Origin of the sequence: Pseudoalteromonas sp. TAB23, from assembly GCF_000498075.1 — a bacterium.
In the GTDB taxonomy this organism is placed as follows: Bacteria; Pseudomonadota; Gammaproteobacteria; order Enterobacterales; family Alteromonadaceae; genus Pseudoalteromonas; species Pseudoalteromonas arctica.
Window position 1 is genome coordinate 1 of the sequence record NZ_AUTP01000324.1, and the last position, 23127, is coordinate 23127.

At 39.2% G+C, this 23127-nt stretch carries 20 protein-coding genes and 1 tRNA gene; 15 read left to right on the forward strand and 6 right to left on the reverse strand.

Features of this window, described 5'->3' with window-relative positions; genetic code table 11:
* The 4 genes from L654_RS0121125 to L654_RS0121140 all read left to right on the forward strand — a co-directional run.
* A partial coding sequence (locus L654_RS0121125) for a PUA domain-containing protein (RefSeq protein WP_024608981.1) occupies positions 1–463 on the forward strand: 463 nt, incomplete at its 5' end.
* Between the two features lie 116 nt (positions 464–579).
* Positions 580–939 carry a glutaredoxin domain-containing protein gene (locus tag L654_RS0121130; RefSeq protein ID WP_007581591.1) on the forward strand — a complete coding sequence of 120 codons (360 nt, stop codon included), beginning with the start codon at positions 580–582 and terminating at the stop codon, positions 937–939.
* Positions 940–978: 39 nt separating this feature from the next.
* Entirely contained in the window at positions 979–2463 is a 1485-nt protein-coding gene (gene gltX / locus L654_RS0121135; protein ID WP_007581594.1) for a glutamate--tRNA ligase, read from the forward strand.
* 163 nt (positions 2464–2626) lie between these two features.
* Positions 2627–2926: a hypothetical protein gene (locus tag L654_RS0121140; RefSeq protein WP_021032137.1), complete on the forward strand. Its 300-nt coding sequence runs from the start codon at positions 2627–2629 to the stop codon at positions 2924–2926.
* Positions 2927–2939: 13 nt separating this feature from the next.
* On the opposite strand, the gene L654_RS0121145 is transcribed toward L654_RS0121140, so the two are convergent.
* Positions 2940–3335 (reverse strand): hypothetical protein, encoded by a 396-nt coding sequence (locus L654_RS0121145; protein WP_024608982.1) that lies wholly within the window; start codon positions 3333–3335, stop codon positions 2940–2942.
* 263 nt (positions 3336–3598) lie between these two features.
* Positions 3599–4468, reverse strand: a complete 870-nt coding sequence (locus L654_RS0121150; protein WP_024608983.1) for a CPBP family intramembrane glutamic endopeptidase — start codon at positions 4466–4468, stop codon at positions 3599–3601.
* Positions 4469–4580: 112 nt separating this feature from the next.
* On the opposite strand from L654_RS0121150, the gene L654_RS0121155 reads away from it, so the two are divergent.
* From L654_RS0121155 to L654_RS0121165, 3 genes are all read left to right on the forward strand, one after another.
* A complete protein-coding gene (locus L654_RS0121155; protein WP_024598641.1) occupies positions 4581–5282 on the forward strand; it encodes a DUF3581 domain-containing protein in 702 nt (233 codons plus the stop codon).
* 176 nt (positions 5283–5458) lie between these two features.
* On the forward strand, positions 5459–6706 hold the full coding sequence (locus L654_RS0121160; protein WP_024593280.1) for a DEAD/DEAH box helicase: 1248 nt from the start codon (positions 5459–5461) through the stop codon (positions 6704–6706).
* A 58-nt stretch (positions 6707–6764) separates the two neighbouring features.
* Entirely contained in the window at positions 6765–7748 is a 984-nt protein-coding gene (locus L654_RS0121165; RefSeq protein ID WP_024608984.1) for a sensor domain-containing diguanylate cyclase, read from the forward strand.
* A 318-nt stretch (positions 7749–8066) separates the two neighbouring features.
* On the opposite strand, the gene L654_RS0121170 is transcribed toward L654_RS0121165, so the two are convergent.
* Positions 8067–9023, reverse strand: a complete 957-nt coding sequence (locus L654_RS0121170; RefSeq protein ID WP_024608985.1) for a methylenetetrahydrofolate reductase — start codon at positions 9021–9023, stop codon at positions 8067–8069.
* A 259-nt stretch (positions 9024–9282) separates the two neighbouring features.
* Between L654_RS0121170 and L654_RS0121175 the strand changes: the two genes are divergently transcribed.
* Positions 9283–12165, forward strand: a complete 2883-nt coding sequence (locus L654_RS0121175) for a pitrilysin family protein (protein ID WP_024608986.1) — start codon at positions 9283–9285, stop codon at positions 12163–12165.
* 80 nt (positions 12166–12245) lie between these two features.
* On the opposite strand, the gene L654_RS1000000128600 is transcribed toward L654_RS0121175, so the two are convergent.
* The gene (locus L654_RS1000000128600) at positions 12246–12371 is read right to left on the reverse strand and encodes a hypothetical protein (protein ID WP_007581611.1); all 126 of its coding nucleotides are present in this window, start codon (positions 12369–12371) and stop codon (positions 12246–12248) included.
* A gap of 402 nt (positions 12372–12773) precedes the next feature.
* On the opposite strand from L654_RS1000000128600, the gene cysE reads away from it, so the two are divergent.
* Together cysE and L654_RS0121190 are read left to right on the forward strand one after the other, a co-directional pair.
* Positions 12774–13592 (forward strand): serine O-acetyltransferase, encoded by an 819-nt coding sequence (gene cysE, locus L654_RS0121185; protein WP_024606056.1) that lies wholly within the window; start codon positions 12774–12776, stop codon positions 13590–13592.
* A 35-nt stretch (positions 13593–13627) separates the two neighbouring features.
* On the forward strand, positions 13628–14308 hold the full coding sequence (locus L654_RS0121190) for a hypothetical protein (RefSeq protein WP_024608987.1): 681 nt from the start codon (positions 13628–13630) through the stop codon (positions 14306–14308).
* Positions 14309–14320: 12 nt separating this feature from the next.
* Here the strand turns inward: L654_RS0121190 and xseA are convergent, their stop codons facing one another.
* Positions 14321–15661, reverse strand: a complete 1341-nt coding sequence (gene xseA, locus L654_RS0121195) for an exodeoxyribonuclease VII large subunit (protein WP_024608988.1) — start codon at positions 15659–15661, stop codon at positions 14321–14323.
* Between the two features lie 135 nt (positions 15662–15796).
* On the opposite strand from xseA, the gene guaB reads away from it, so the two are divergent.
* From guaB to rimI, 5 genes are all read left to right on the forward strand, one after another.
* On the forward strand, positions 15797–17266 hold the full coding sequence (guaB, locus tag L654_RS0121200) for an IMP dehydrogenase (RefSeq protein ID WP_002958783.1): 1470 nt from the start codon (positions 15797–15799) through the stop codon (positions 17264–17266).
* 265 nt (positions 17267–17531) lie between these two features.
* Complete coding sequence (gene guaA / locus L654_RS0121205; RefSeq protein ID WP_024608989.1) at positions 17532–19109, forward strand: glutamine-hydrolyzing GMP synthase; 1578 nt, start codon at positions 17532–17534, stop codon at positions 19107–19109.
* 155 nt (positions 19110–19264) lie between these two features.
* Positions 19265–19341: transfer RNA gene (locus L654_RS0121210), tRNA-Trp, on the forward strand.
* 64 nt (positions 19342–19405) lie between these two features.
* Positions 19406–19711, forward strand: a complete 306-nt coding sequence (locus L654_RS0121215; RefSeq protein ID WP_024608990.1) for a hypothetical protein — start codon at positions 19406–19408, stop codon at positions 19709–19711.
* Positions 19698–20165, forward strand: coding sequence for a ribosomal protein S18-alanine N-acetyltransferase (gene rimI / locus L654_RS0121220; protein ID WP_007581622.1), 468 nt, complete (start codon positions 19698–19700; stop codon positions 20163–20165). Before L654_RS0121215 ends, rimI begins: the two co-directional genes overlap by 14 nt.
* A gap of 75 nt (positions 20166–20240) precedes the next feature.
* On the opposite strand, the gene L654_RS0121225 is transcribed toward rimI, so the two are convergent.
* Entirely contained in the window at positions 20241–22907 is a 2667-nt protein-coding gene (locus L654_RS0121225; protein WP_024608991.1) for an ATP-binding protein, read from the reverse strand.
* Positions 22908–23127: the final 220 nt, after the last annotated feature.

Below are 23127 nucleotides of genomic sequence, written 5' to 3' on the forward strand. Positions count from 1 at the left end.
GACTAAACTGCAAGCCGCCGACATTGCAAGGCGCGCAGGCGTTGAAGTTATTATTGCTAAAGGCGCAGGCAAAAACGTTATTTTAAAATGCATGAGTGATGAATTACCCGGTACACGTTTTTTAAAACTCACCGCCCCAAAAGATGGCCGTAAAAAATGGCTACTAGCTGGGCCAAAAAGTACCGGCCAAATTGTTATTGATACAGGTGCTATTACAGCGCTGCAAAATAAAGGTGCAAGCTTACTCGCTAAAGGCGTTACTAATGCATTTGGACGTTTTGAACGCGGTGATTTAATTGATTTAATTGATAATAAAAATCAAGTGATTGCACGGGGCTTAACGCGCTTTAGTAGCACCGAGGTAAATAAAATAAAGGGTGCGCATTCTAGTCAAATAGGCCAATTACTCGATTACGATAGTGGCGCAGAAGTACTTCATAGGGATGATATGGTATTGCTATAGAAGCACTTTTAGTAAATTAAATTACTTGAGTGTAATTCTCGGAGTATTACACTTTTTTGATTGTAAATTTGTGCTAAAATCTGGCTCCTTAAATTGTTGTAAGCAGAGCACAGAACATGAAATTAGTTCGTTGGTTTTTAGGTTGTATAATCTTATTCTTTAATTTTGTATTTACTCCTCGCAGTAAAAAGCGTGCAAGCGACGAGCAAGCACAGCTTGATCAGCAAACCTCACAATTTAAACTGTATCAATTTAAAGCATGCCCGTTTTGTGTAAAAGTACGTCGCGCCATTAAACGCGAAGGCTTAAACATAGAAACGCGTGATGCAAAAGACAATGAGCAATATCGTCAAGAGCTACTAGAACAAGGCGGCAAAGTTAAAGTGCCTTGCCTGCGTATAGAGCAAAACGGCCAAGTACAATGGCTGTACGAATCAAACGATATTATTGCTTACTTAAACAAAGTAGCTGCATAAACCACTTTTATTATCTCACTTATTTAAAGAGAATATACCATGACAATTCGCACCCGTGTTGCCCCGTCGCCAACTGGTGACCCGCATCTTGGCACCGCTTATATCGCCTTATTTAACTACTGTTTTGCTAAACAACAAGGCGGTGAATTTGTACTTCGTATAGAAGATACAGACCAAGTACGTAGCACGCCAGAGTCTGAACTTGCGATTATGGATAGCCTACGTTGGTTAGGGCTTGAGTGGGATCATGGTCCTGATGTGGGTGGCGAATTTGGTCCTTACCGTCAATCTGAGCGTAGCGATTTATATAAAAAATACGCGCATCAGTTAGTTGATGATGGTAAAGCGTTTTACTGCTTTGCAACAAGCGAAGAGCTTGATCAAATGCGTGAAGAGCAAATGGCAGAAGGCCTACGCCCTAAATATGACGGTCGTGGTTTAAACCATACAGATGAAGAAATTAAAGCAAACTTAGCTGAAGGCAAACCTTACGTTATACGTATGAAAATCCCAAGCGAAGGCACATTTAAGTTTAACGATTACCTTCGTGATGAAATTGAGATCCCGTGGGAAAACGTAGACATGCAAGTGCTTTTAAAAGCGGATGGTTTCCCAACGTACTTTTTAGCGAACGTAGTTGACGACCACCATATGGAAATTAGTCATATTTTCCGTGGCGAAGAGTGGATTAACTCAGCACCTAAGCTGTTAAAGCTTTATGAAGATTTTGGTTGGGAAGCGCCAGTACTTGGTCACTTACCATTACTACGTAACCCAGATAAATCAAAGCTGTCTAAGCGTAAAAACCCAACGTCTATTAATTACTATAAAGAAATGGGTTACCTGCCAGAAGCCGTGCTTAACTACTTAGGCCGTATGGGCTGGTCAATGCCTGATGAGCGTGAAAAGTTCACACTCAATGAAATGATTGAAAACTTCGACATGAAGCGCGTATCGCTTGGTGGTCCGGTATTCGACGTAGATAAACTAAGCTGGTTAAACGGCATGTGGATCCGCGAAAACCTAACCGACGAGCAGTTAATTCAGCGCTTTGTTGATTGGAAGTTTAATGGCGAAATGCTCGCTAAAATATTACCCGAAGTTAAAACTCGTATTAATACGCTGTCGGATATGGTTGAGCTTGCAGGGCACTTTGTAGGCGGTATTCCAACTTACGATCCTGCGCTATTAACAGCCGGCAAAGCAGACGAAAACGTGATTCGCCAAGCGCTACAATTTTTTGTATGGCAGCTTGAAGGTCTACGTAGCTTTGAAAAGCCCGCTATTTTTGCAATTGCAAAAGAAGTTGCAACATTCCACGAGCTTAAGATTAAAGACTTTTTAGAGCCAATATTTGTCGCAATTACTGGCAAAACGTCAAGTACGTCAGTGCTTGATGCAATGGAAATATTGGGGTCTGACTTATCACGTGCTCGTTTACGTGTAGCACTTGCTCATTTAGGTATTTCTAAAAAGCAGGCTAAAAATATAGAGCGTGCGTACCGCGAATACCCAAGTGCATAATTGCTAAACAATGTACTTTTAAAAGCCGAGCTTAGTAAAATAAGTTCGGCTTTTTTGTGTCAGGTTGTTTAGCTATATGACATGGCATTTTGATATTGTTTAACTAAAGTATTAGTACTCAACCCAATGCTACAATGCGGCATATAAACTCATAGGAGGCAGTATGATTGCAACCGTTAAAAACAAAGCTATTTTTAGCAGTAATACATTTTCGATAAACCTTGTTACTTACCCAACGAATCACAGCGTAATGAACCATATTGACCCTGTGCAGCAAGGGCGCTATTACAAGCTCAACTTTGTATTAGAAAAACCTAAAGCGGGTGGGGTATTTAAATGCTCAAAATGCATTATAAATTTATTTAATCGCGTGTATTTGTTTAGACCCGATAAGTACGAACACAGCGTATCTAAAATCGAGTCTGGAAAGCGTGTACTACTGAGCTTTGCGCTTAATATATAATTTGCACTTTTACTTATTGATAGTCGTAGGCCTGTCCGGTGCATAAAACAGATAAGTCGCAATACGATACAGACGTTTCGCTACAGGAATTAATAGTAAAAGCATTCCCGCCTCTGCGCATGGCATCTTCTTTAAGTAAATCAATAGCGTTTGATTTAGAGCGATTGTAGCTTACATTATTGCTGCCCAGTCCATCGCCATCACAGCTTTCAGCTTCTATTCGGCCTAAAAGTGTTGCGCCACTTTCGTGTGCTTCTTGATCGCTATAAAATTGCTGTAAATCTCTTTTATTAACGTAGGTGCCAATTTCTTGAGATAAAACGCCGTTGTCTATATCTGTATGATAAGTCATGCCTGAACAACCAGCTATTGTGGCGAGCACTGTTATTGCCATTATAAAACGTAGCATATTTATTAGTCCTTTAATTTATTTAATACCAATCTGCTTATATATGGGGGCTATTTAACGTTAAGAAAATTACGCTAAAACTAGGCAAAAATTTTTGTATCTAGTTGTTCTAAATAAAAAATTTTTAACGACGTTATAGTGAAATTTAATTCGTTAAATTGTTCAAAGATTTATGCAGGTTGGTATAAAGTAGTAAATTACTAACAAAATCAAATGCGGGCAATGTTTACTACTAAGTAAATTGTTAGCATTTGTAAATGTATTTAGATTTTATTGAGCATAGGGTAAGTAAACAAAAAGAAGTGGCAAACATTAACCAACCAATGGCATAAAATAGCCCACTCTAAGCGCTGCGTTTTATAAAAAACATAGCCGTATCCTAAGCCTGCAATAAACGAAACCAATACATAGTTAATTCCTCCAGCAAAATGTGCCAAAGCAAAAATACATGCAGTAATTACAGGGGCAAGTATTGCTAAACGGCTCGGTGTAATTATTTTGCTAAGCTTAGTTTGAAGTAAACCTCGAAATAAAGCTTCCTCGGCAACACAGGTAAATAAAAGATTAATAGCAATAAAGGCCAACCAAAAGTCCGGCACTTTTGGGTTAAAGCTTACAAGTCCAAGCATTAAAGCCGCAGTGAGCGAAGCTAAAACAGTAGCAATAGCAATTAAAATGGGTTGTTTAACGTTTAATGGGCCCGCTTTATTAGAGTCTGCTTTTAAAGTTTTTTTATTCGAATAAAAGTAAGCACAAAGAAATAAACCCGCCATAGCTTTATCAAAATTAGCATAAAGGGTAAAAGCAATCGCATCGCTTGTAATACGCTCATCTATAACAATAGGGAGGTTATTAAAACCAGGCACCCAATGAAGTGCTAATGCAAGTGAGAAAGTTATAAAAACAGTACTTAACATAGCGCGTATTATTGCCCGCTTTGTATTTAGCACACTGTAGTATAAAACAACGTAAAGCCCAGTACTGAGCAGTGCATATAAATTTATGTAACCTTGAAAATACGCACTTGTAACACTTAAAGCCATTAAGTAGTGCCAAAGGGGTTGTCGCATTATTGATATTTTGCAGTACGGAAAAACACATATAATTGATAGTGCAAATAAATAAAAGGTCATTGTTTTTTATTGCTCTGTTTTATTTAGCAACTAATCTAACAGATTCGACCTCTCAATATTTTTTTTCTGGTAATATAGATAGGTTATAAGCAGTTTAAGCAGTGAACAAACTATGTTAAGTCCTTTTTTTCAGCAGCACGCTGATTATGTTTCTATCTCTCGTGAGCAAGGTTGTCGATTCGCTAAATGCGTTGCTGACGATTACAATCCACTTCACGACAAAGATGCCAAAAAGTTTTGCGCGCCAGGAGACTTACTTTTTTCATTGGTACTAGACCGCTACGGTATTAGTGAACAAATGGAATTTACTTTTGCTGGTATGGTTGATGAAAACACCAAACTTAACTTCCCTGAAGGGGCTGATGAGTTTGATGTAACCAATGGCGAAAAAGTAATTTTAAAGGTAAAGCGCAGCGGTAAAACCAGCCAATGCCCAGCATTAACTAATAGTCTTATAAAAAATTATGTTGAGTTTTCTGGTACTACTTTTCCGCATGTAATTATTCCATTAATGGGCAAGCAAGAGGTAATGATAAACCCTGCTCGTCCTATGGTGATTTACGAATCAATGCTTATCAATCTTGATAATCTTGATATTACAGAACCAGAACTTGAGTTTGCAGAGCCTAGTTTTGAGTATGCCGGTAAGCGCGGAAAAATCACACTACGTTTTAACCTGTTGGAAAACGGCGTTAAAGTGGGTAGTGGTGAAAAGCATATGGTAGTTTCGGGTATACGCGAATACTGCCAAGCAACAGTTGACGATTTAATAGCGTTTTACAACGAGCGTAAAGCTACACTAAAGCCAGCTTAAAGCTACAGCAAATTATAAAAGGCGCTAAATACAGCTGTTATTTAGCGCCTTATTTATTGTTTTAGCGCTAAAGTGAAAGTGAGCAACCACGATTAAATACTTTTCTGGACTGGTTAATTTACGCAGTACAGTAATATGCGTACAATAGCGCTCTTTGTTATTTTAAAGCTAAGTCTATGTCTGCCACTACGTTCTCATCACTTAATCTCGACCCGTTATTATTAACAGCGATTGAGCAAAATAATTACACTCAACCTACCGCAATTCAGATTAAAACTATTCCGCCTATTTTAGCCGGAAGTGATGTAATGGGCAGCGCGCAAACAGGTACGGGTAAAACCGCCGCCTTTGTTTTACCTTTATTACATAAGCTTTTAAATACCCCTAAAAAAGATGAGCAAGGCCTTGCCCGCGTTGTAATTTTAACGCCAACCCGTGAGCTTGCTCAGCAAGTATTTGCAAGCTTTGAAAAGTACGCACAAGGCACTAATATCAATGGCGCTTTAGCCTATGGTGGCGCAAGTATTGGCCCTCAAATAAAAGCACTTAAAACAGCGCAAGTTATAGTGGCAACACCTGGGCGTTTGCTTGATCATATAGTTAAAGGCAGTGTGGTACTTTCAAGCGTAGACTCCTTAGTGTTTGACGAAGCTGACCGCATGCTTGATATGGGGTTTATTGATGAAATTAGACGTATATTGCGACATATCCCGGGCGATCGCCAAACTTTACTATTTTCAGCTACGTTTGATGACAGCGTGTTTGAACTCAGTAAAAAGTTACTTAAAAACCCAGAGCTAATTGAAGTTGATAAACGTAACTCAGCTGCGGTTGAAGTAGAGCAAGTTATTTACGCTGTAGATGAGGATCGTAAGCGCGAACTTGTATCGCACATGATTGGCATGAAAAACTGGCGCCAAGTGCTTATTTTTACTCGCACAAAACAAATGGCTGATCAGCTTGCTAAAGAAATGTGTAAAGACGGTTTAAAAACCGAATCAATCCATGGCGACAAATCGCAAGGCGCACGCGACCGTGCATTGCAAAACTTTAAAGAAGGTATTACACGCGTACTTGTTGCAACTGATGTAGCTGCGCGTGGTTTAGATATTTCTACACTTAGATACGTAATTAACTTTGAACTACCTTACATTGCCGAGGATTACGTGCACCGTATTGGCCGTACTGGTCGTGCTGGTGAACAAGGACTTGCTATGTCGCTGGTAAGTCTTGATGAGCAATGGCTGCTAGAAGAAATTGAAGTACTACTCGATACGCGTTTAACGCCGCAGTGGTTAGAAGGTTACGAGCCAGATCCTAATAAAAAGCCAAAAGATAATCGTAAAAATACTAACAAGTCGCGAAAAGATCGCGATAAAAAACGCATCACTGGTAAAAGAGAGCCAAGTAGACGTCGTAAATAATAGCTTTTACTTTGTTTTTTTGCCTATACTGGAGCTACTAAATAGCCGAGGTAAAGCAATGTTTGAAATTGATCAATGGGCATTTTCTGGTATTGATGGCCAAATATCTTTGCATAAATGGCAAAAAACAATCGACCTTATAACGGGGCTTTTTTCAGCCCCGTCTGGTTATATAGTTCAGGCAACAAGCAAAGGCTATCGCGTTGTTATTAGAAGTAACGAGGGTGGATCTAACTTTGAGACCAACCCTATACTCCCTCCTCAAACTCCTCTGTTTTGTCGCCACGTAGCTGAAACTAACAATACATTATATGTTAATGATGCAAGTAATAACGATACATGGAACACCCTACCAGAAGTAGTTGAAGACGGTGTTGAATCCTACCTAGGTTTACCTATTCATTGGCCTGAAGGCGAAGTGTTTGGCACGTTATGTTTAAAAGACACTAAAATAACAAGCTATACCGATGAATATTTTGAACTCATAGAACAACTACGTGATTTAATTGAAGACGACTTAGCGCTTGTGTATAGCTATGAGCAAATGCGCGAAATAGCCATGTTAGACTCATTAACGAATATTTATAACCGCCGGGCACTTAGCTTACTCGCTCAACAAAAACTTAACTTAGCACTGCGTTTAGGCTTTGACGTATGCTGTTTGTTTATTGATATAAACGACTTTAAAAAATTAAACGACACCTGCGGACATGAAGTAGGCGACAAAGCCTTAATTATATTAGCGGATACGCTAAAAACGCATTTAAGAGATGCCGATATAGTAGGGCGCTTAGGTGGCGATGAGTTTGTTGCAGTAATGCAAGTAAGCGATAAGAGTAAAATTAATTACATCATGGATAAAATTTCGACTGAGTATTCAAAAGCCTTACTCAAAGAAGACGTTTGCGATTTATCGCTTAGTATTGGTTATAGTTTTACTAATAAACAAAAGCAGCCCTTTGAAGCGCTATTAAATGATGCAGACCACGCAATGTATAAAAATAAACAAGCGTATAAGCTTGCTAAAAAAGCACAATTATAAAAGGAGGTTCGTCATGACTCATGCCACACAAACTTGGCTGGTTTTTTCTGCGATAGGTTTTATTTTTTCCTTAGCAATAATAAGCTTATTTGAAACGTTCCCTAGCAATCTAATGAGGGAATAATTTTTGGTGTTATGTGCTCCTCTATGGGGTTTGCCTTAAAAAGGCTTGAGAGTAATAACCAAAAACACCTTCAATAAATAGCTTAAGCTGCAAATCTTTACTTGTATTTATTAATTAATTTTTCAAAGAACGGACATAAAAAAGCAAGCCGTGAGGCTTGCCAAGAAGGGTGTTAATTAGCTCTAACCTAGCTTTTAAGCTATTAGCTTTTCCGCAAGGTTCAATTCCATAATGGCTTTTAATAAACGGTATAGGTTAATTGACGCGTCAATTTCTTCTTTACGGTTTGTTAAGCTTTCAATATTTAAGCCCAGCGGTACATCTAAATGCGCACAGCTTTTAAGTATTAAGTCGAGGTTTTCGCGGCAAATACGTACCGATTCGCTTAATGTATTGTCTGCATCAAGCATGCGCCATTTAGTTGCCTCTGGCACTGAGATACCCAACCATTGCATAAAGTCTAAGGTTTTTTCACCGCCGCACGGGGTAAACGTTAATATAATACGTTGAGGTGTAATACCCTGTGCTTTACATGTACGTGCGTAGCTAGTAATTAGCTCTATAGTCGCTTGTGCGTCGTAAACAGCTTGCGATATAAAAAACTGACAACCTTGTGCTGTTTTTTCTATTAATCGTTCGTGCTCATTTCGTTTACTTGAATGGCGCTCGGCAATCGTAACGCCACCTAAAAAGAAATCATCTGATTGCTCAGCCAATGCTTTATACGCATCTGGCAGGCTTAGCTTTATATCGCCTATCGATGATGGGCTACCTACTAAAACAACATTTTGTAAATCGTAGTCGTTTTTAGTTTCACTTAGCCAATCTTTAAATTCGCCTACGCCACGCTGCGCCACACTTTTATAAGTAATCACATCTTGTGCAGATAAATTACGAAGTAAATGGCTGTATTCACGCGGATCAACGGTTTGTTTAAACGCAAATGGGCGGTCTTGATTAGTACGGCTGCTTTCGTCTTGAATGTCGTAAATTATCACGCCGTCGTATTCAATTTCGTGTAAGCGACCTAATAGCTTTTCTGCAATGATTTTTAATTGCGCTTTATCGGTGCCAATTTTAGGCGGGGTAGTACCAATAAGATAAACACCTTGATTGGTGTCCACTATCTTCTCTTTTAGTGATAAAGCCATAATCCTCATTCCAGCTAAGTTTGTTTTGATGGATTTAATATAGCAGCCATTTAGACGTCTAGATAGATTTATTTAATGAAAGTTTTTCAACTAACATGATGTTTATTCATATTGCTTGTTCCCATAATTTATAATTGACACAGTTGTTTACATAATAAATTCCCTTTGGGCTCTTATATTTATTGGCTTTGGGGCATAATCGAGGGTGAGTTAGTGATAAATCTGACAACAAATTTGCTCAATTTAAAAAGGGACAACAATGAAATTTAAATTATTAGCAACCAGCTTAGCGGTATCGCTGGCGTTAACGGGTTGCGCCATGCAACAAAACCAAAGCACGCAAACAACAGCACAACAAAAACAAGTAAATAAAGCTGATGAGGGTGTTTTTTCGCAAGATTATTTAATTGAAGAGCTAGAAAACGGCTTACGTGTCATGGTTGTTAAAACCGATTACCCTGATGTAGTGTCGCTGCAAATTCCGGTATCGGTTGGATCGCGTAACGAAGTTGAAGAGGGCAAAACAGGCTTTGCTCACTTTTTTGAACACATGATGTTTAAAGGCTCACAAAAATACCCTGAAGATGTGTACTCAGACATATTAAAAAATTCAGGTGTTGATAACCGCGCTTATACAACAAACGATTTTACAAACTACCATTTAAACTTTTCAAAGCAGCATCTTGATAAAGTACTTGAGCTTGAAGCTGATATTTTTCAAAACTTAACTTACACCGAAGAGCAATTTAGAACAGAAGCACAAACGGTAAAAGGTGAGTACTTAAAAAACAACGCGAGTCCAATTCGTAAATTATTAAGCGCTGTACGCGAAGAAGCGTTTGATAAGCACACGTATAAACACACCACTATGGGCTTTTTTAAAGACATAGAAGCCATGCCAGATCAAATGGCGTACGGGAAAGAGTTTTTTGCTAAGTTTTATAAACCTGAGTATGTGTCACTTGTTATTGTGGGCGATGTAGATCCACAAGCAACAATGGCAATGGTTAAAAAGCATTGGGGCAGCTGGAAAAAGGGTAACTATGTTGCTGACATTAAAGCAGAGCCTGTTCAACAAGCACCAAAATATTTGCACCAGCAAGATGAAGCGCTACCAGGGCATTGGTTACTTGTATCTTACAAAGGCGCTGCGTGGGAGCCTGCTAAAAAAGACAGAGCGGCACTTGATTTAATCTCACAGCTTTATTTTTCAAATAATTCAGATTTATATCAAGAGCTAGTGGTCGACAAACAAATTGCCAGCCAAATGTTTACCTATAACCCAGAGACTAAAGATCCGGGTTTATTACACGTATTTGTTAAAGTAGAAAATGCAGATGATTTAGCCACTGCACGCGATGCCATTAACCGAACTTATGCAAAAGCACGCACTGAGCTTGTTGATGAGCAAAAGCTCAGTGATTTAAAATCGAACCTTAAATACAGTTTTATTAATGGCTTAGACTCATCGCAAGCGATTGCATCAACTCTTGCCAGCTACATGCATTTTGAGCGTGATCCTGAGGTTATAAACCAGCTGTATAAATCGGCAGATAACATTACCAGCGCAGATATTAAAGCCGTTGCTAATAAATACTTTACTGATAACGCACGTACCACATTAACAATGTCGGCACTTGATAAAGCCCCAGGTTTTGAGCAAGAAGTTAATTTAAATGCGCTTACTGCAAAGCTTGAACAAGCACCTGCGGCACCTGTATTTAAAGTACTTGATAAAACGAATAGCTCGCCATTAATTGATGTTAACTTTTTATTCAATACCGGTGCGGCTGCCGACCCACAAGGCAAAAAAGGTGTTGCTGCGTTAACTGCGGCTATGCTTGCACAAGGTGGCTCAGAGGCGACAAGCTATAAAGATATTCAAAAAGCACTTTATCCGCTTGCGGGTAGCTTTGGCTATCAAATAGATAAAGAAATGCTGTCGTTTCAAGGGCGTATTCATAAAGATAATGCGGCGCAGTGGTATACACTTGTGAGCGATCAATTACTAAACCCAGGTTTTAGAGATGACGACTTTAAACGCCTTAAAAAAGAAATGATCGACGGTATTAAATCAGGCTTAAAAGCATCTAACGATGAAGAGCTAGGCAAAGAAGTGCTATACAGTGCGCTTTACAAAAATCACCCTTACGAAAGCTACAACTATGGTGATATTTCGGATTTAGAAGCGCTGACCCTTGATGATGTTAAAGCGTTTTATAACAGCGAGCTTACGCAATCTAAGTTAACGGTTGGTTTAATTGGGGCTGTGCCTGCAAAACTTAAAGCTAAAATGATGAGCGATTTTGCAACGCTACCAAAAGGTGAGCAAAGCCGTTTAAGTATTCCTGATGCACCAGCGCTTAAAGGTCATCATGCAACTATTGTAGAAAAGTCAGCGCAATCGACGGCGGTATCGTTTGGTTTCCCTATTGATACAATAAGAAGTAGCGAAGACTGGACAGCCCTTTGGCTTGTGCGTTCGTACTTCGGTGAGCACCGTAGTTCTAATAGCTTTTTATATGAGCGCATTCGCGAAACTCGCGGCATGAACTATGGCGATTACGCATACATTGAATACTTTCCACGTGGTATGTTTCAAACCAAGCCTGATGCAAACCTAGGGCGCTCTGAGCAAATATTTCAAGTGTGGTTACGCCCACTTCGCTCTAATAACGATGCGCACTTTGCAACACGTACCGCCTTGTTTGAGCTAGATAAGCTAATTAAAAATGGTATGAGCGAAGATGACTTTGAAGCTACGCGTAACTTTTTAATTAACTTTGTGCCGCAAATGGTAGCAAGTCAAAATCGCCAATTAGGTTACGCACTTGATAGCGAATTTTACAACACTGATAGCTTTGTAAGTTACGTAACTAATAAACTTAAAACGCTAACGCTTGCTGATGTAAATCGCGTTATTAAAGAAAACTTACAAACAGACAATGTTCAATATGTGTTTATAACCGCAGACGGCGCTGATATGCAAAAACGTTTAGCGCCTGAGCAAACATCGCCAATGGTTTACAACACTAATAAACCTGCTGAGTTGGTTGCTGAGGATAAAGTGATTGCCGATTATAAATTATCAATTCCTGCAAAAAATATTGAAGTAGTAAAAGTTGAAAAAGTATTTCAATAATTTAAGTGGTTTTTAATGGTTGGAAAGTGCCCTAACTTATGGGGCACTTTATATCTTTAAGGACTCTGTAGTAGGGTCCTTTAATTAATGAAACGCGCATCATATATTTTGATGGCAATACCAATAATCATAATTATTAAACTAATGAGAAGTAATATATTTATTCCACGCTTTTCTTTATTTTTTAATTCAGAGTCATCACTCATTTTGAATTCCTCATTTCTATTTTTTATGTAAAAAATCAATAAAACTAAATATAGCTTAGCTCGGTATAATGAACAAACTTAGCTTAAATCCTAATTAATTTAGCGTTTTTACGCCGTCAGCTGTACGTCAGTCCGTATTTTGTCATATGATAGGTGAGCTTTCGTATGTTGCTAGCTTTTGATTTTTTTTATTAATTTATTATATTTTAAGTCTGTATTGGTCATTTTAGCTACTGTCGTATAACTTAATCTAAAAAATAGGTAAGTATTTAAAATATCATTTCTGGGTGCTAGTTATATCTAATAACCAGAACAAATAACTAAGGGATTAACACCTTAGGCTTTAAATCCGTTAGACTTGGGAAAAGGCTATTTTATATCAACTTAAGGCAGTGCAGTATTATGCGTCATGCAATTTGGCAACAGCTTCGCGACGAAGCTAACGATGTAGTAAAACGTGAACCATTATTAGCAAGTCATGTTTATTCATGCATTTTGAATCATGATTGTTTAGGTTCGGCATTGAGCTTTATTGTTGCTAATAAGTTGGCTGATGCGGTGGTATCGGCATTCACTATCCGAGAGCTGTTCGATCAAGCATTTGTAAAATGTGACCGTATGCTATCTTTTGTTGCTGAGGATATTAAAGCGGTAAAAGACCGCGACCCTGCATCAGAAACCTATCTTACGGTTATATTAAATCTAAAAGGTTTTCATGCTATTCAGGCGCACCGTTTGGCTAATTGCTTGTGGCAACAAAACCGCAAAGAGCTAGCGCGCTTTATTCAAAGCCGTAACTCTGAAGTGTTTGGGGTCGATATTCACCCAGCATGTAAAGTGGGTAAAGGCATTATGTTTGACCACGCAACCGGTATTGTTATTGGTGAAACAGCGGTAATTGAAGATAACGTATCAATTTTGCAATCTGTAACGCTTGGCGGTACAGGCAATGAGCAGGGCGATCGTCATCCTAAAATTAGAGCAGGCGTATTAATTGGCGCCGGCGCTAAAGTACTTGGTAATATTGAAGTAGGTGAGGGCGCACGAATTGGTGCGGGCTCAGTTGTACTTAGCAATGTTCCACCACACACAACCGCTGTTGGCGTACCCGCTAAAATTATTGGTCGACCGGATTGTGAGTGTCCGGCGCAAAGTATGAACCAAAACTTTTTAGCAAATCCTGAGCCTGAAAACGAATCGCACACGAGTGCAATGCTATAAGTAATTAAAAATAATAAAACTTAAAAGGAATTAACATGAACAAGAATAGTTTATTGGCTCTAGGGATTGGGTTTATTGCGGGTGTAGGTTTAACTTGGAGCTACTTTAATGCAGCTTCAAGTCATCCAGAATCTGTTAAGTCGCAGCCAAGTTATGAAAAACAGCAAAAGCTTCATATTGAACAACAAAGTAATGAGTTATTGAGTAATGCTGGCTCTGCAGTACTTGAGCAAGTCGCTAGTATAGAGCCCGCTGAAGACACGCCTCCAACCTATTCAGAAACCCAAATGCTTGATGAGTTACCTTTAGAAGAGCAAGTAACTCAGCTTAAGCAGCAACTTGCTGAGCAGAAAGCGACAGTTAAAAGCATTTTAAAGCAAATGAGAGGTCCTTCAGATTTTGAGAAGATTTTACGTGATAAATTTGAAAAGCAAACGCGTGACGAAGAATGGGCTTATCGTACTGAAATGGCATTACAAGATTTTTTATTAACAGCTGATTTAGCGATTATACCTGATGTTGTTAGCGCAAAATGTAAAACGACGATATGTGAATTTGAACTAGCCGCACCCGCTGATAACGACACATTTGATAATTCTCAATGGCGAGAGCTAAACGACAAGTTGATGAAGCAAGAGTTTTGGCAACAATTTAAAAGCACTACCTCCACATCAAGCGATAGCGAGCTTAAATTGTTGCTAAGTACAGAGTTTTAAGTAATACCAACTTTATGTAACAGGTATAACCTGTGATTCTATAGAGCCATCAACGAGCTCTGTAATCAAAACATCGCCTGTTTTAATTTGCCCCACAGATTTAACCACTTTGCCTTGTTGTGTTTTAGTGATGCTATAGCCGCGCGCTAAAACATTAAGCGGACTTACTGAATCTAACCTGCTTGCTTGCAGTGCTAAGCTATTATTCGCTTGCTGTAACTGATGTTGTATAGCTTGGTTTAGCCTAGCTTGTAATTGCGAAAGTTGATGGCTTGCTGTAGCGAGTTTTTTATCGGGTGATTGGCGCATTAAACGCGGCGTTAAGTTATTGAGTGTACGTTCTTGTTGGTATAAACGATTACGCATCGCCTGTTGCAGCGCAATGCTTAGCTCATCCAAACGTTGTGATTTTTGATTAAGCTGATTACGCGGATGACATAAATTAAGGCGGTGTTGTAACTGCGTTGCTAGTGCGCGCTTGTCGGCAATGCCGTGCTTAAACGCGTTAGATAAACGATTAACTAATTGCGTTACTTTGTTGTGTAACTCTTGCGTATTTGGGCTTACAAGCTCAGCTGCGGCTGATGGGGTCGCTGCACGAACATCAGCAACGTAATCGCTAATAGTGGTATCTATTTCGTGGCCTACCGCACTTACTATCGGTAATTCACTTTTGAAAATAGCGCGGGCGAGCTGTTCGTGATTAAAACACCATAAATCTTCAAGTGATCCGCCGCCTCGCCCTAAAATAAGTACGTCTACTTCATCACGAGCATTAGCTAATTCAATTTGGTTAATTAAATGCACGTGCGCTTCTTTGCCTTGTACCATAGCAGGGTAAATGATGACTTCTAGCTGCGGTGCACGGCGTTTGAGTACCGTTAAAATATCTTTTATAGCAGCGCCGGTTGCTGAGGTAATAACACCAATGCGATTAATATTTTGGGGTAATGGCTGTTTGTGAGCAGAGCTAAATAATCCTTCGGCGGCTAAACGCATTTTAAGCGCATCAAATTCTTGTTTTAGCTGACCTTCGCCTGCGGGTTCCATATGCTCAACAATAAGCTGGTAGTCACCGCGAGGTTCATAAAGCGATACACGCGCTTTTACTGTAACTTGTGCGCCATTTACAGGGCGGTAGCTTTGGTTGCGATTATTGCCTCGCCACATGGCGGCTTTAATTTGTGCTTTATCGTCTTTTAACGAAAAGTACCAATGTCCAGATGCAGGGGTAATAAAGTTAGAAATTTCGCCCGTGAGCACTAAAGATGCAAAACCTTGCTCAAGGATTGTGCGAATTTCTCTATTAAGGCGTGAAACGGTGTAAACCGCCTGCGAAGGCTTCGAAAACATAAAAAACAACCTAAAACTATTTATTGCACTACTTTATCATAAATATTTGCGAAATATTATTTACTCATGCCAACAACGCTGTTAAAATTTGGCCGCAATTCCTTATCTTAGATCCACATGTGAGAAGTTGCCAAAATGCTTAGAATCGCTAAAGAAGCTCTTACCTTTGATGACGTACTTTTAGTACCTGGTCATTCTACTGTTTTGCCACACACGGCAAATATTTCAACTCGCTTAACGCGTGGTATCAAACTTAACTTGCCGCTTATTTCAGCATCTATGGATACTGTTACAGAAGCTCGTTTAGCTATTGCCCTTGCGCAAGAAGGTGGTCTTGGTTTTATTCATAAAAACATGACTATTGAAGAACAAGCGAAAAACGTACGTAAAGTTAAAACCTACGAAGCAGGTATTGTTTCATACCCTGTAACGGTGACTGCCGATTTAACAATTGCAGATGCAATTGAGCTTTCGCACGAAAAAGGTTTTTCAGGCTTTCCGGTTACCGATAGCAATAATGTGCTTGTAGGCATTGTTACTAGTCGTGATATGCGTTTTGAAACTAAGCTTGAACAGCCTGTTTCTACCGTTATGACTAAAAAAGAAAAGCTTGTTACCGTTAAAGAAGGCGCAGCACGCGAAGAAATTTTAGGCTTAATGCACGAACACCGCATTGAAAAAATCCTTGTTGTTGATGATGAATTTAAACTTAAAGGCATGATCACAGTAAAAGATTACCAAAAAGCCCAAGACAAACCTGACGCATGTAAAGACGACCAAGGTCGTTTACGTGTAGGTGCAGCTGTAAGTGTTGGTGCAGGTACTGATGAGCGTATTGCTGCATTAGTAGAAGCGGGTATTGATGTTTTACTTATCGATACATCGCATGGTCACTCTCAAGGTGTTATTGACCGTGTTACTAAAACGCGTAAAGAGTACCCAGACTTACAAATTATTGCAGGCAACATAGCAACAGCTGAAGGTGCGATTGCACTTGCTGATGCGGGAGCGGATGCAGTTAAAGTAGGTATCGGCCCAGGTTCTATTTGTACTACACGTATTGTTACCGGTTGTGGCGTTCCACAAATTACCGCTATTTCAGATGCTGTTGAAGGCTTAAAAGGTCGCGACATTCCTGTTATTGCTGATGGTGGCATTCGTTTTTCTGGTGATATTGTTAAAGCACTTGTTGCTGGTGCATCGTGTGTAATGGTGGGTTCACTGCTTGCTGGTACTGAAGAAGCACCAGGTGAAGTTGAATTATACCAAGGCCGTTATTACAAATCTTACCGTGGTATGGGCTCATTGGGCGCGATGGATCAAAAAGAAGGTTCATCAGATCGTTACTTCCAAAAATCAAACGAAGCAGACAAGTTAGTACCTGAAGGTATTGAAGGTCGCGTAGCTTACAAAGGTCCTATTGCAACGATTATTCATCAGCAAGTGGGCGGCCTACGAAGCGCTATGGGCTTAACGGGTTGTGCAACAATTGAAGAGCTAAATACAAAACCACAATTTGTACGTGTTACTTCAGCCGGTATGGGTGAGTCGCACGTTCATGATGTGCAAATCACTAAAGAAGCACCAAATTACCGTTTAGGTTAAGCAGCGTAATTAATTTAATATACTGGGCTTGCTTTGCAAGCCCTCTTTTTAGTCGTTTATATAAATACCAATTGCATTAATAAAGTGGTCAATTATTGCGACAGATAAATGGCTCAATAACGAGGCAAAAATTTCGATTTTTAGTTTCTTCTAAATAAGAAGTTTTTAACGTGGTTAGAGAGTTATTTAGCCTGCAAAAATTAGTAATGTTTAATAAAATTGGTATTCAAAGCGGCATTTAGCATCAGACTTTACGAGATACTCCATGAGCAAAGATATTCACGATTCACGAATTCTCATTTTAGACTTTGGTTCACAATACACTCAATTAATCGCCCGTCGTGTGCGTGAAATTGGTGTTTACTGTGAACTTTGGGCATGGGATGTGACTGAAGAGCAAATCCGCGAGTTCAACCCACAAGGTATTATTCTTTCTGGTGGTCCAGAATCAACAACACTTGAAAACAGCCCGCGCGCTCCTGAGTATGTATTTAATGCAGGCGTGCCTGTGCTAGGTATTTGCTACGGTATGCAAACAATGGCAGCTCAACTTGGCGGAAGTGTACACAGCTCTGATAAAAAAGAGTTTGGTTACGCACAAGTAGAAAAAGTAGGCAACTGTGCATTATTTGATGCAATTGAAGACAGCATTACCGATGGCGGCAACGGCGTACTCGACGTATGGATGAGTCATGGCGACAAAGTAATGGATATTCCAGCTGGTTTTGCAACAACAGCTAAAACATCTACTTGTCCACATGCTGCAATGTCTAACGAAGAAAAACGTTTTTACGGTGTACAGTTTCACCCAGAAGTAACACACACGCACCAAGGTCAGCGCTTATTAGAGCGTTTTGCTATTGATATTTGTGGCTGTGAAAAATTGTGGACTGCTGCAAAAATTATCGATGATGCAATCGAGCGTATTAAAGAAACAGTTGGCGATGACGAAGTTATTTTAGGCCTCTCTGGTGGTGTTGATTCATCGGTTGTGGCTATGCTTATTCACCGTGCAATTGGCGAAAGACTAACATGTGTATTTGTTGATAATGGTTTACTTCGTTTAAACGAAGGCCAACAAGTAATGGACATGTTTGGTAATAAATTTGGCTTAAATATTGTTAAAGTTGAAGCTGAAGAGCAGTTTTTAAATGATCTAGCGGGTAAGTCAGACCCAGAAGATAAACGTAAAGCCATTGGTCATACGTTTATTAATGTATTTGATGAGCAAGCCAAAAAGCTTAAAAATGCAAAATGGTTAGCGCAAGGTACAATTTATCCTGATGTAATTGAATCAGCGGCATCTGCAACTGGTAAAGCGCATGTTATTAAATCTCACCACAATGTGGGCGGATTACCAGATGACATGAAAATGGGCCTTGTTGAGCCATTACGTGAATTATTCAAAGATGAAGTACGTAAAATTGGCCTAGAGCTAGGTTTACCGTACGACATGCTTTACCGTCATCCTTTCCCTGGACCAGGTTTAGGTGTGCGTGTACTTGGCGAAATCAAAAAAGAATACTGTGATTTATTACGCCGCGCTGATGCGATTTTCATCGAAGAGCTTCACAAAGCTGAGCTTTACCATAAAGTAAGCCAAGCGTTTACTGTATTCTTACCTGTTAAATCGGTAGGGGTTATGGGCGATGCACGTAAGTACGATTGGGTTGTATCACTTCGTTGTGTGGAAACAATCGACTTTATGACAGCGCGCTGGTCACATTTACCTTATGAGTTTTTAGGTGTGGTATCAAACCGTATCATTAACGAAATAGATGGTATTTCTCGTGTTGTTTACGATATTTCAGGTAAACCACCTGCAACTATCGAATGGGAATAATTAATTTTAGTTTTAATTAACTAATTTTAAGTGATTAAAAAATGGCGAATTAGCATGCTAATTCGCCGTTTTGTTTATTTAAAAAGCAGTTAAACTAAAAGAGTGATTTTTCTCTTTACCTTTGGCGAAACTTCTCTATAATTCGTCGTCATTGCAGGGGCGTAGTTCCAATTGGTAGAACAGCGGTCTCCAAAACCGATGGTTGGGAGTTCGAATCTCTCCGCCCCTGCCATTTCTTCTTTACATCGTTTTTATTACTTCTTATATTGTTCAAATGTCTAATCTACTGAGTTGTTATGCATCCACGTTACGCAGCTATTTTTGATATAGAAAATCTTGAACTCAATCAACATTATTGTCCTCAAGCAAATGATCAAGCTAATACTTTATCGCAAAGCACGATAGCTAGTTCTTTAACGCTAAATGAGCAACTACTTGCAGACATTAAACTCAGTGCAGAGCCTATTATTATAAATAGCGTTGTACAGGGCAGTGAGATGCAATTAAACGACAATAAGCTTACATTGCCAACCCCACAGCTCAACGCCTCTGAGAAGCGTGCTTTATGGGCTTTAATGAGTGAATACCTTGATAAACTTTAAATCAGTAGATGAAACTGCAATACCTCAATTAATGGCCATCGAAACAGCGTGTCATAGCCATCCGTGGACTTTAAATACAATGGGTTCATGTATAGGCGGGCGCTATTTTAATGTTGCCGCATTTGATGAGGCGAGCATGATTGGTTTTTATATTGGTGAAAAAGCAGGGCCTGATTTTACACTTATGGATATTTGTGTAACACCAAGTCACCAGGGTAAGGGTATTGCAAGGCAGTTGTTAGCGCAGTTTATTGAATATGGTGAGCAGCAAAATGCTGAAAACCTCTTTTTAGAAGTACGCGAATCAAATACGCGTGCTATTGCGCTGTACGAGCGCGCAGGCTTTGCTGAGATGTCAGTGCGTAAAAACTACTACCCAAGTGATAACCCTGCTAAAAATGGCTTTGAAGACGCTATTTTAATGGGTATGGCGCTAGGTTTAAACTTTTCATAATTAAAGACGGTAATTAGCATTTAAAATATAGAGCCGCTAAAGTACTGCATTTGTACAGTTTTGTAAGTTTACTTTTTAGGTTACTTTGTCGCTAATTGCTTGCTCAATGGCTGCTATTAAATCATTTACCAACTCGTCTCTTGGTACTTTATTGTTACTTTTTAAGTTCTCTTCAAGTGCCGCAGCGCTATGGTAAATTTCATCAAAGTTAAAGCATCCAGAACTACCTTTAACACTGTGCGCTATACCTCTTAATGCTTCCCAATCATCACAATGCTGCAAAGCTTTAACTTCTTCTAAATATGTAGGTAAGTTAGCTAAATAATTATCGGCAATTTGCTGAAACTTTTCGCTCTTTAATAGGCTATCCCATTTATTTTGATTATCTTTTTCAAGATGCAGGTAGCTTACGAGTACGTTTTCCAGAGCATCTTTATCGATGGGTTTAGCCAGTGCTTTGTCGCAACCAGCTTCTAGATAAGTGCCTATATCATGGTTCATTACATTGGCAGTAAGGGCAATGATAGGGCCATCATATGCTGCATGACGAAGCATTTTAGTCGCTTCTAATCCACCCATTACAGGCATTTGCATATCCATAATAATAAGTTGGTAGTCGTTTACGAGCGCCATTTCTACAGCTTGTGCGCCATTACTGGCAATATCGGGTTCAAGACCCCAGGTTTGCAGTAATAATTTAATTAATAGTTGGTTATCTGGGTTATCCTCAGCCACTAATATATTGGCGTCGAAGCTATTAGTCGCAAACGATAAGAGAGGGTCTTTCTCTGGTATTAACTGGCTGTCTTGCGTTAAGAATTCAAGCATGGGTTGATCATCAGATAGCTGACATGCCACCCTAATTGTAACGCGGCTACCTACACCCACTTCACTTTCAAGGTTTACATCGCCACCAAGTAACAGTGCTAAGTTTTTAGAAATACACAACCCAAGACCTGTACCACCAAAACGACGTGTAGTTGTGGCATCGGCTTGTTCAAACGGCTTAAATACACGTTCTATTTGATGCTCAGACATACCAATACCAGTATCTTTAATTACAAACTCTAGCTTTTGACTTGCTTGTAAATAATGCACACAAATAGACACGCTGCCATTTTCGGTAAATTTAACAGCGTTATTAGCAATGTTTATAAGTATTTGTTTTAAGCGGGTCACATCACTATAAATGGTGCGAGGTAGCGGCAGTTGATAGTCGATATTAAGGGTTAATTGTTTTTCTTGTGCCAGTGGTTGAATAATTGATTCAATGTCGTGCACAAGCTGCACTACGTTTAACGCTGACAAATCAACAGCCAGCTTTTCAGCTTCAATTTTAGATAAATCGAGTATGTTATTTATTAACTCTAGTAAGTGTTTTGAATTACGTAAAATAGTGCTTAGGTGTTGTTTGTCATTCGCTACTTTATCGTTATGTAGTAACTGCTCTGTAAAGCCCATAATGGCCGTGAGCGGCGTGCGTATTTCGTGACTCATGTTAGCTAAAAAGCGGCTCTTAAGTTGATTAGCTTGCTCAGCTTGGCCAATAGCTAACTCAAGTTGGCTGTTCATAGCTTCAAGTGCTTGGGTACGACTTTCCACTTTATCTTCAAGGTGGTGTTTGTATTCTTCAAGCTGTTGTTGGTAGTGCCTTATTTGATTAACCATGTGGTTAAAGTCGTTAAATAAAACACCTACTTCATCATTTGTATGAGCTGGTAAGTGCACCGACAAATCGCCATCACCAACACGATGACTCGCAGCACCTAGTAATTCAATTGGGTTAAGTAATAAATTACGTACCACTATAAAAATTAATATTGGCAGGGTGATCACCGAAATAATAACAATTAAGCCTGTTATTAAACTTATGGCTTTACCTGATTGATAAAGCACCCCTTTGGGAATGGTCGATACGTAATAATATCCGCCGGGCATTTGCACTGCAAAAATCATTCGCTCTATTTTGTCTATGCTTGAGAGTTCAATAGTCGAAAGCATGCCGATATCAGCGAGGTCATGCACTTGATTAAGTTCGTACTCGCTTATGTATTGGCCACGCATGTTGTAATCGGAGCTAAATAAAATTTTCCCGTCTTTAGTCAACATTAAATTAAGCGTGTTGTTATATGGCGCTTCTAAAATACTAGAGTTTAGTATTGAAGGTTCTATATGTATTACAATAAAACCAAGCTGCTGTGGTCGCTTTAAATAGTAATCAACACTATAAATTCGTTGAATAAAATACAAACTAGTGGTGCCATCATCCTTTTGAATCATAAATTGCTGTTTACTTAAATTACTTTGCAATACTTGATTAAAAAACGGGTAGCTTTTAGGCGCTGTTGTTAGGTTGTTAGAGTAGTAGGCATCGCTTTTCCCACTGGCTGAAACTAAATTAATGCTAATTATATCGGGATAAGCCTCACTGTAACTGGCAAATACATCCATAAGCGCGCCAAGTTTTCGGGTGTAATTACCGTTGGCACGAATGTCGTTTGCTAAAAAATCACTAAGTACTGGCGAGGTTGAAAGTAGTTTTGCAGTAGAGTGAAAAGAGTCGATATAATTAAATATTTTTTGCTGTTGTTGCTCAACAAAACGGCTCATTATTAAATCAGCTTGTTTTTGTGTTGAATTAGTTACATTGGTGAGCGTAAAGCCACCTAAAAATAGCAGCGGTAGAATAACAAGGGGTGTTATATACCATAATAATCTAATACTTAACTTACTGGTTTTCATGACCAAACGACTTATCCTCCATGCAATCTATCAATAATATGCGTTACGACTTTATTACACAAGCTTGTGGCGGTCTTGGTGGCTAAATTACAATCAGTAATTGCATGGTATTTAGCTCTGTATTGGTGTTTTTTTATTTTATTAAGTTATTTTAATTTAATAAGTTACATGCTTATAACCGTTATTTTATCGTTCAAAAAAGTTTACATAAATTTACATC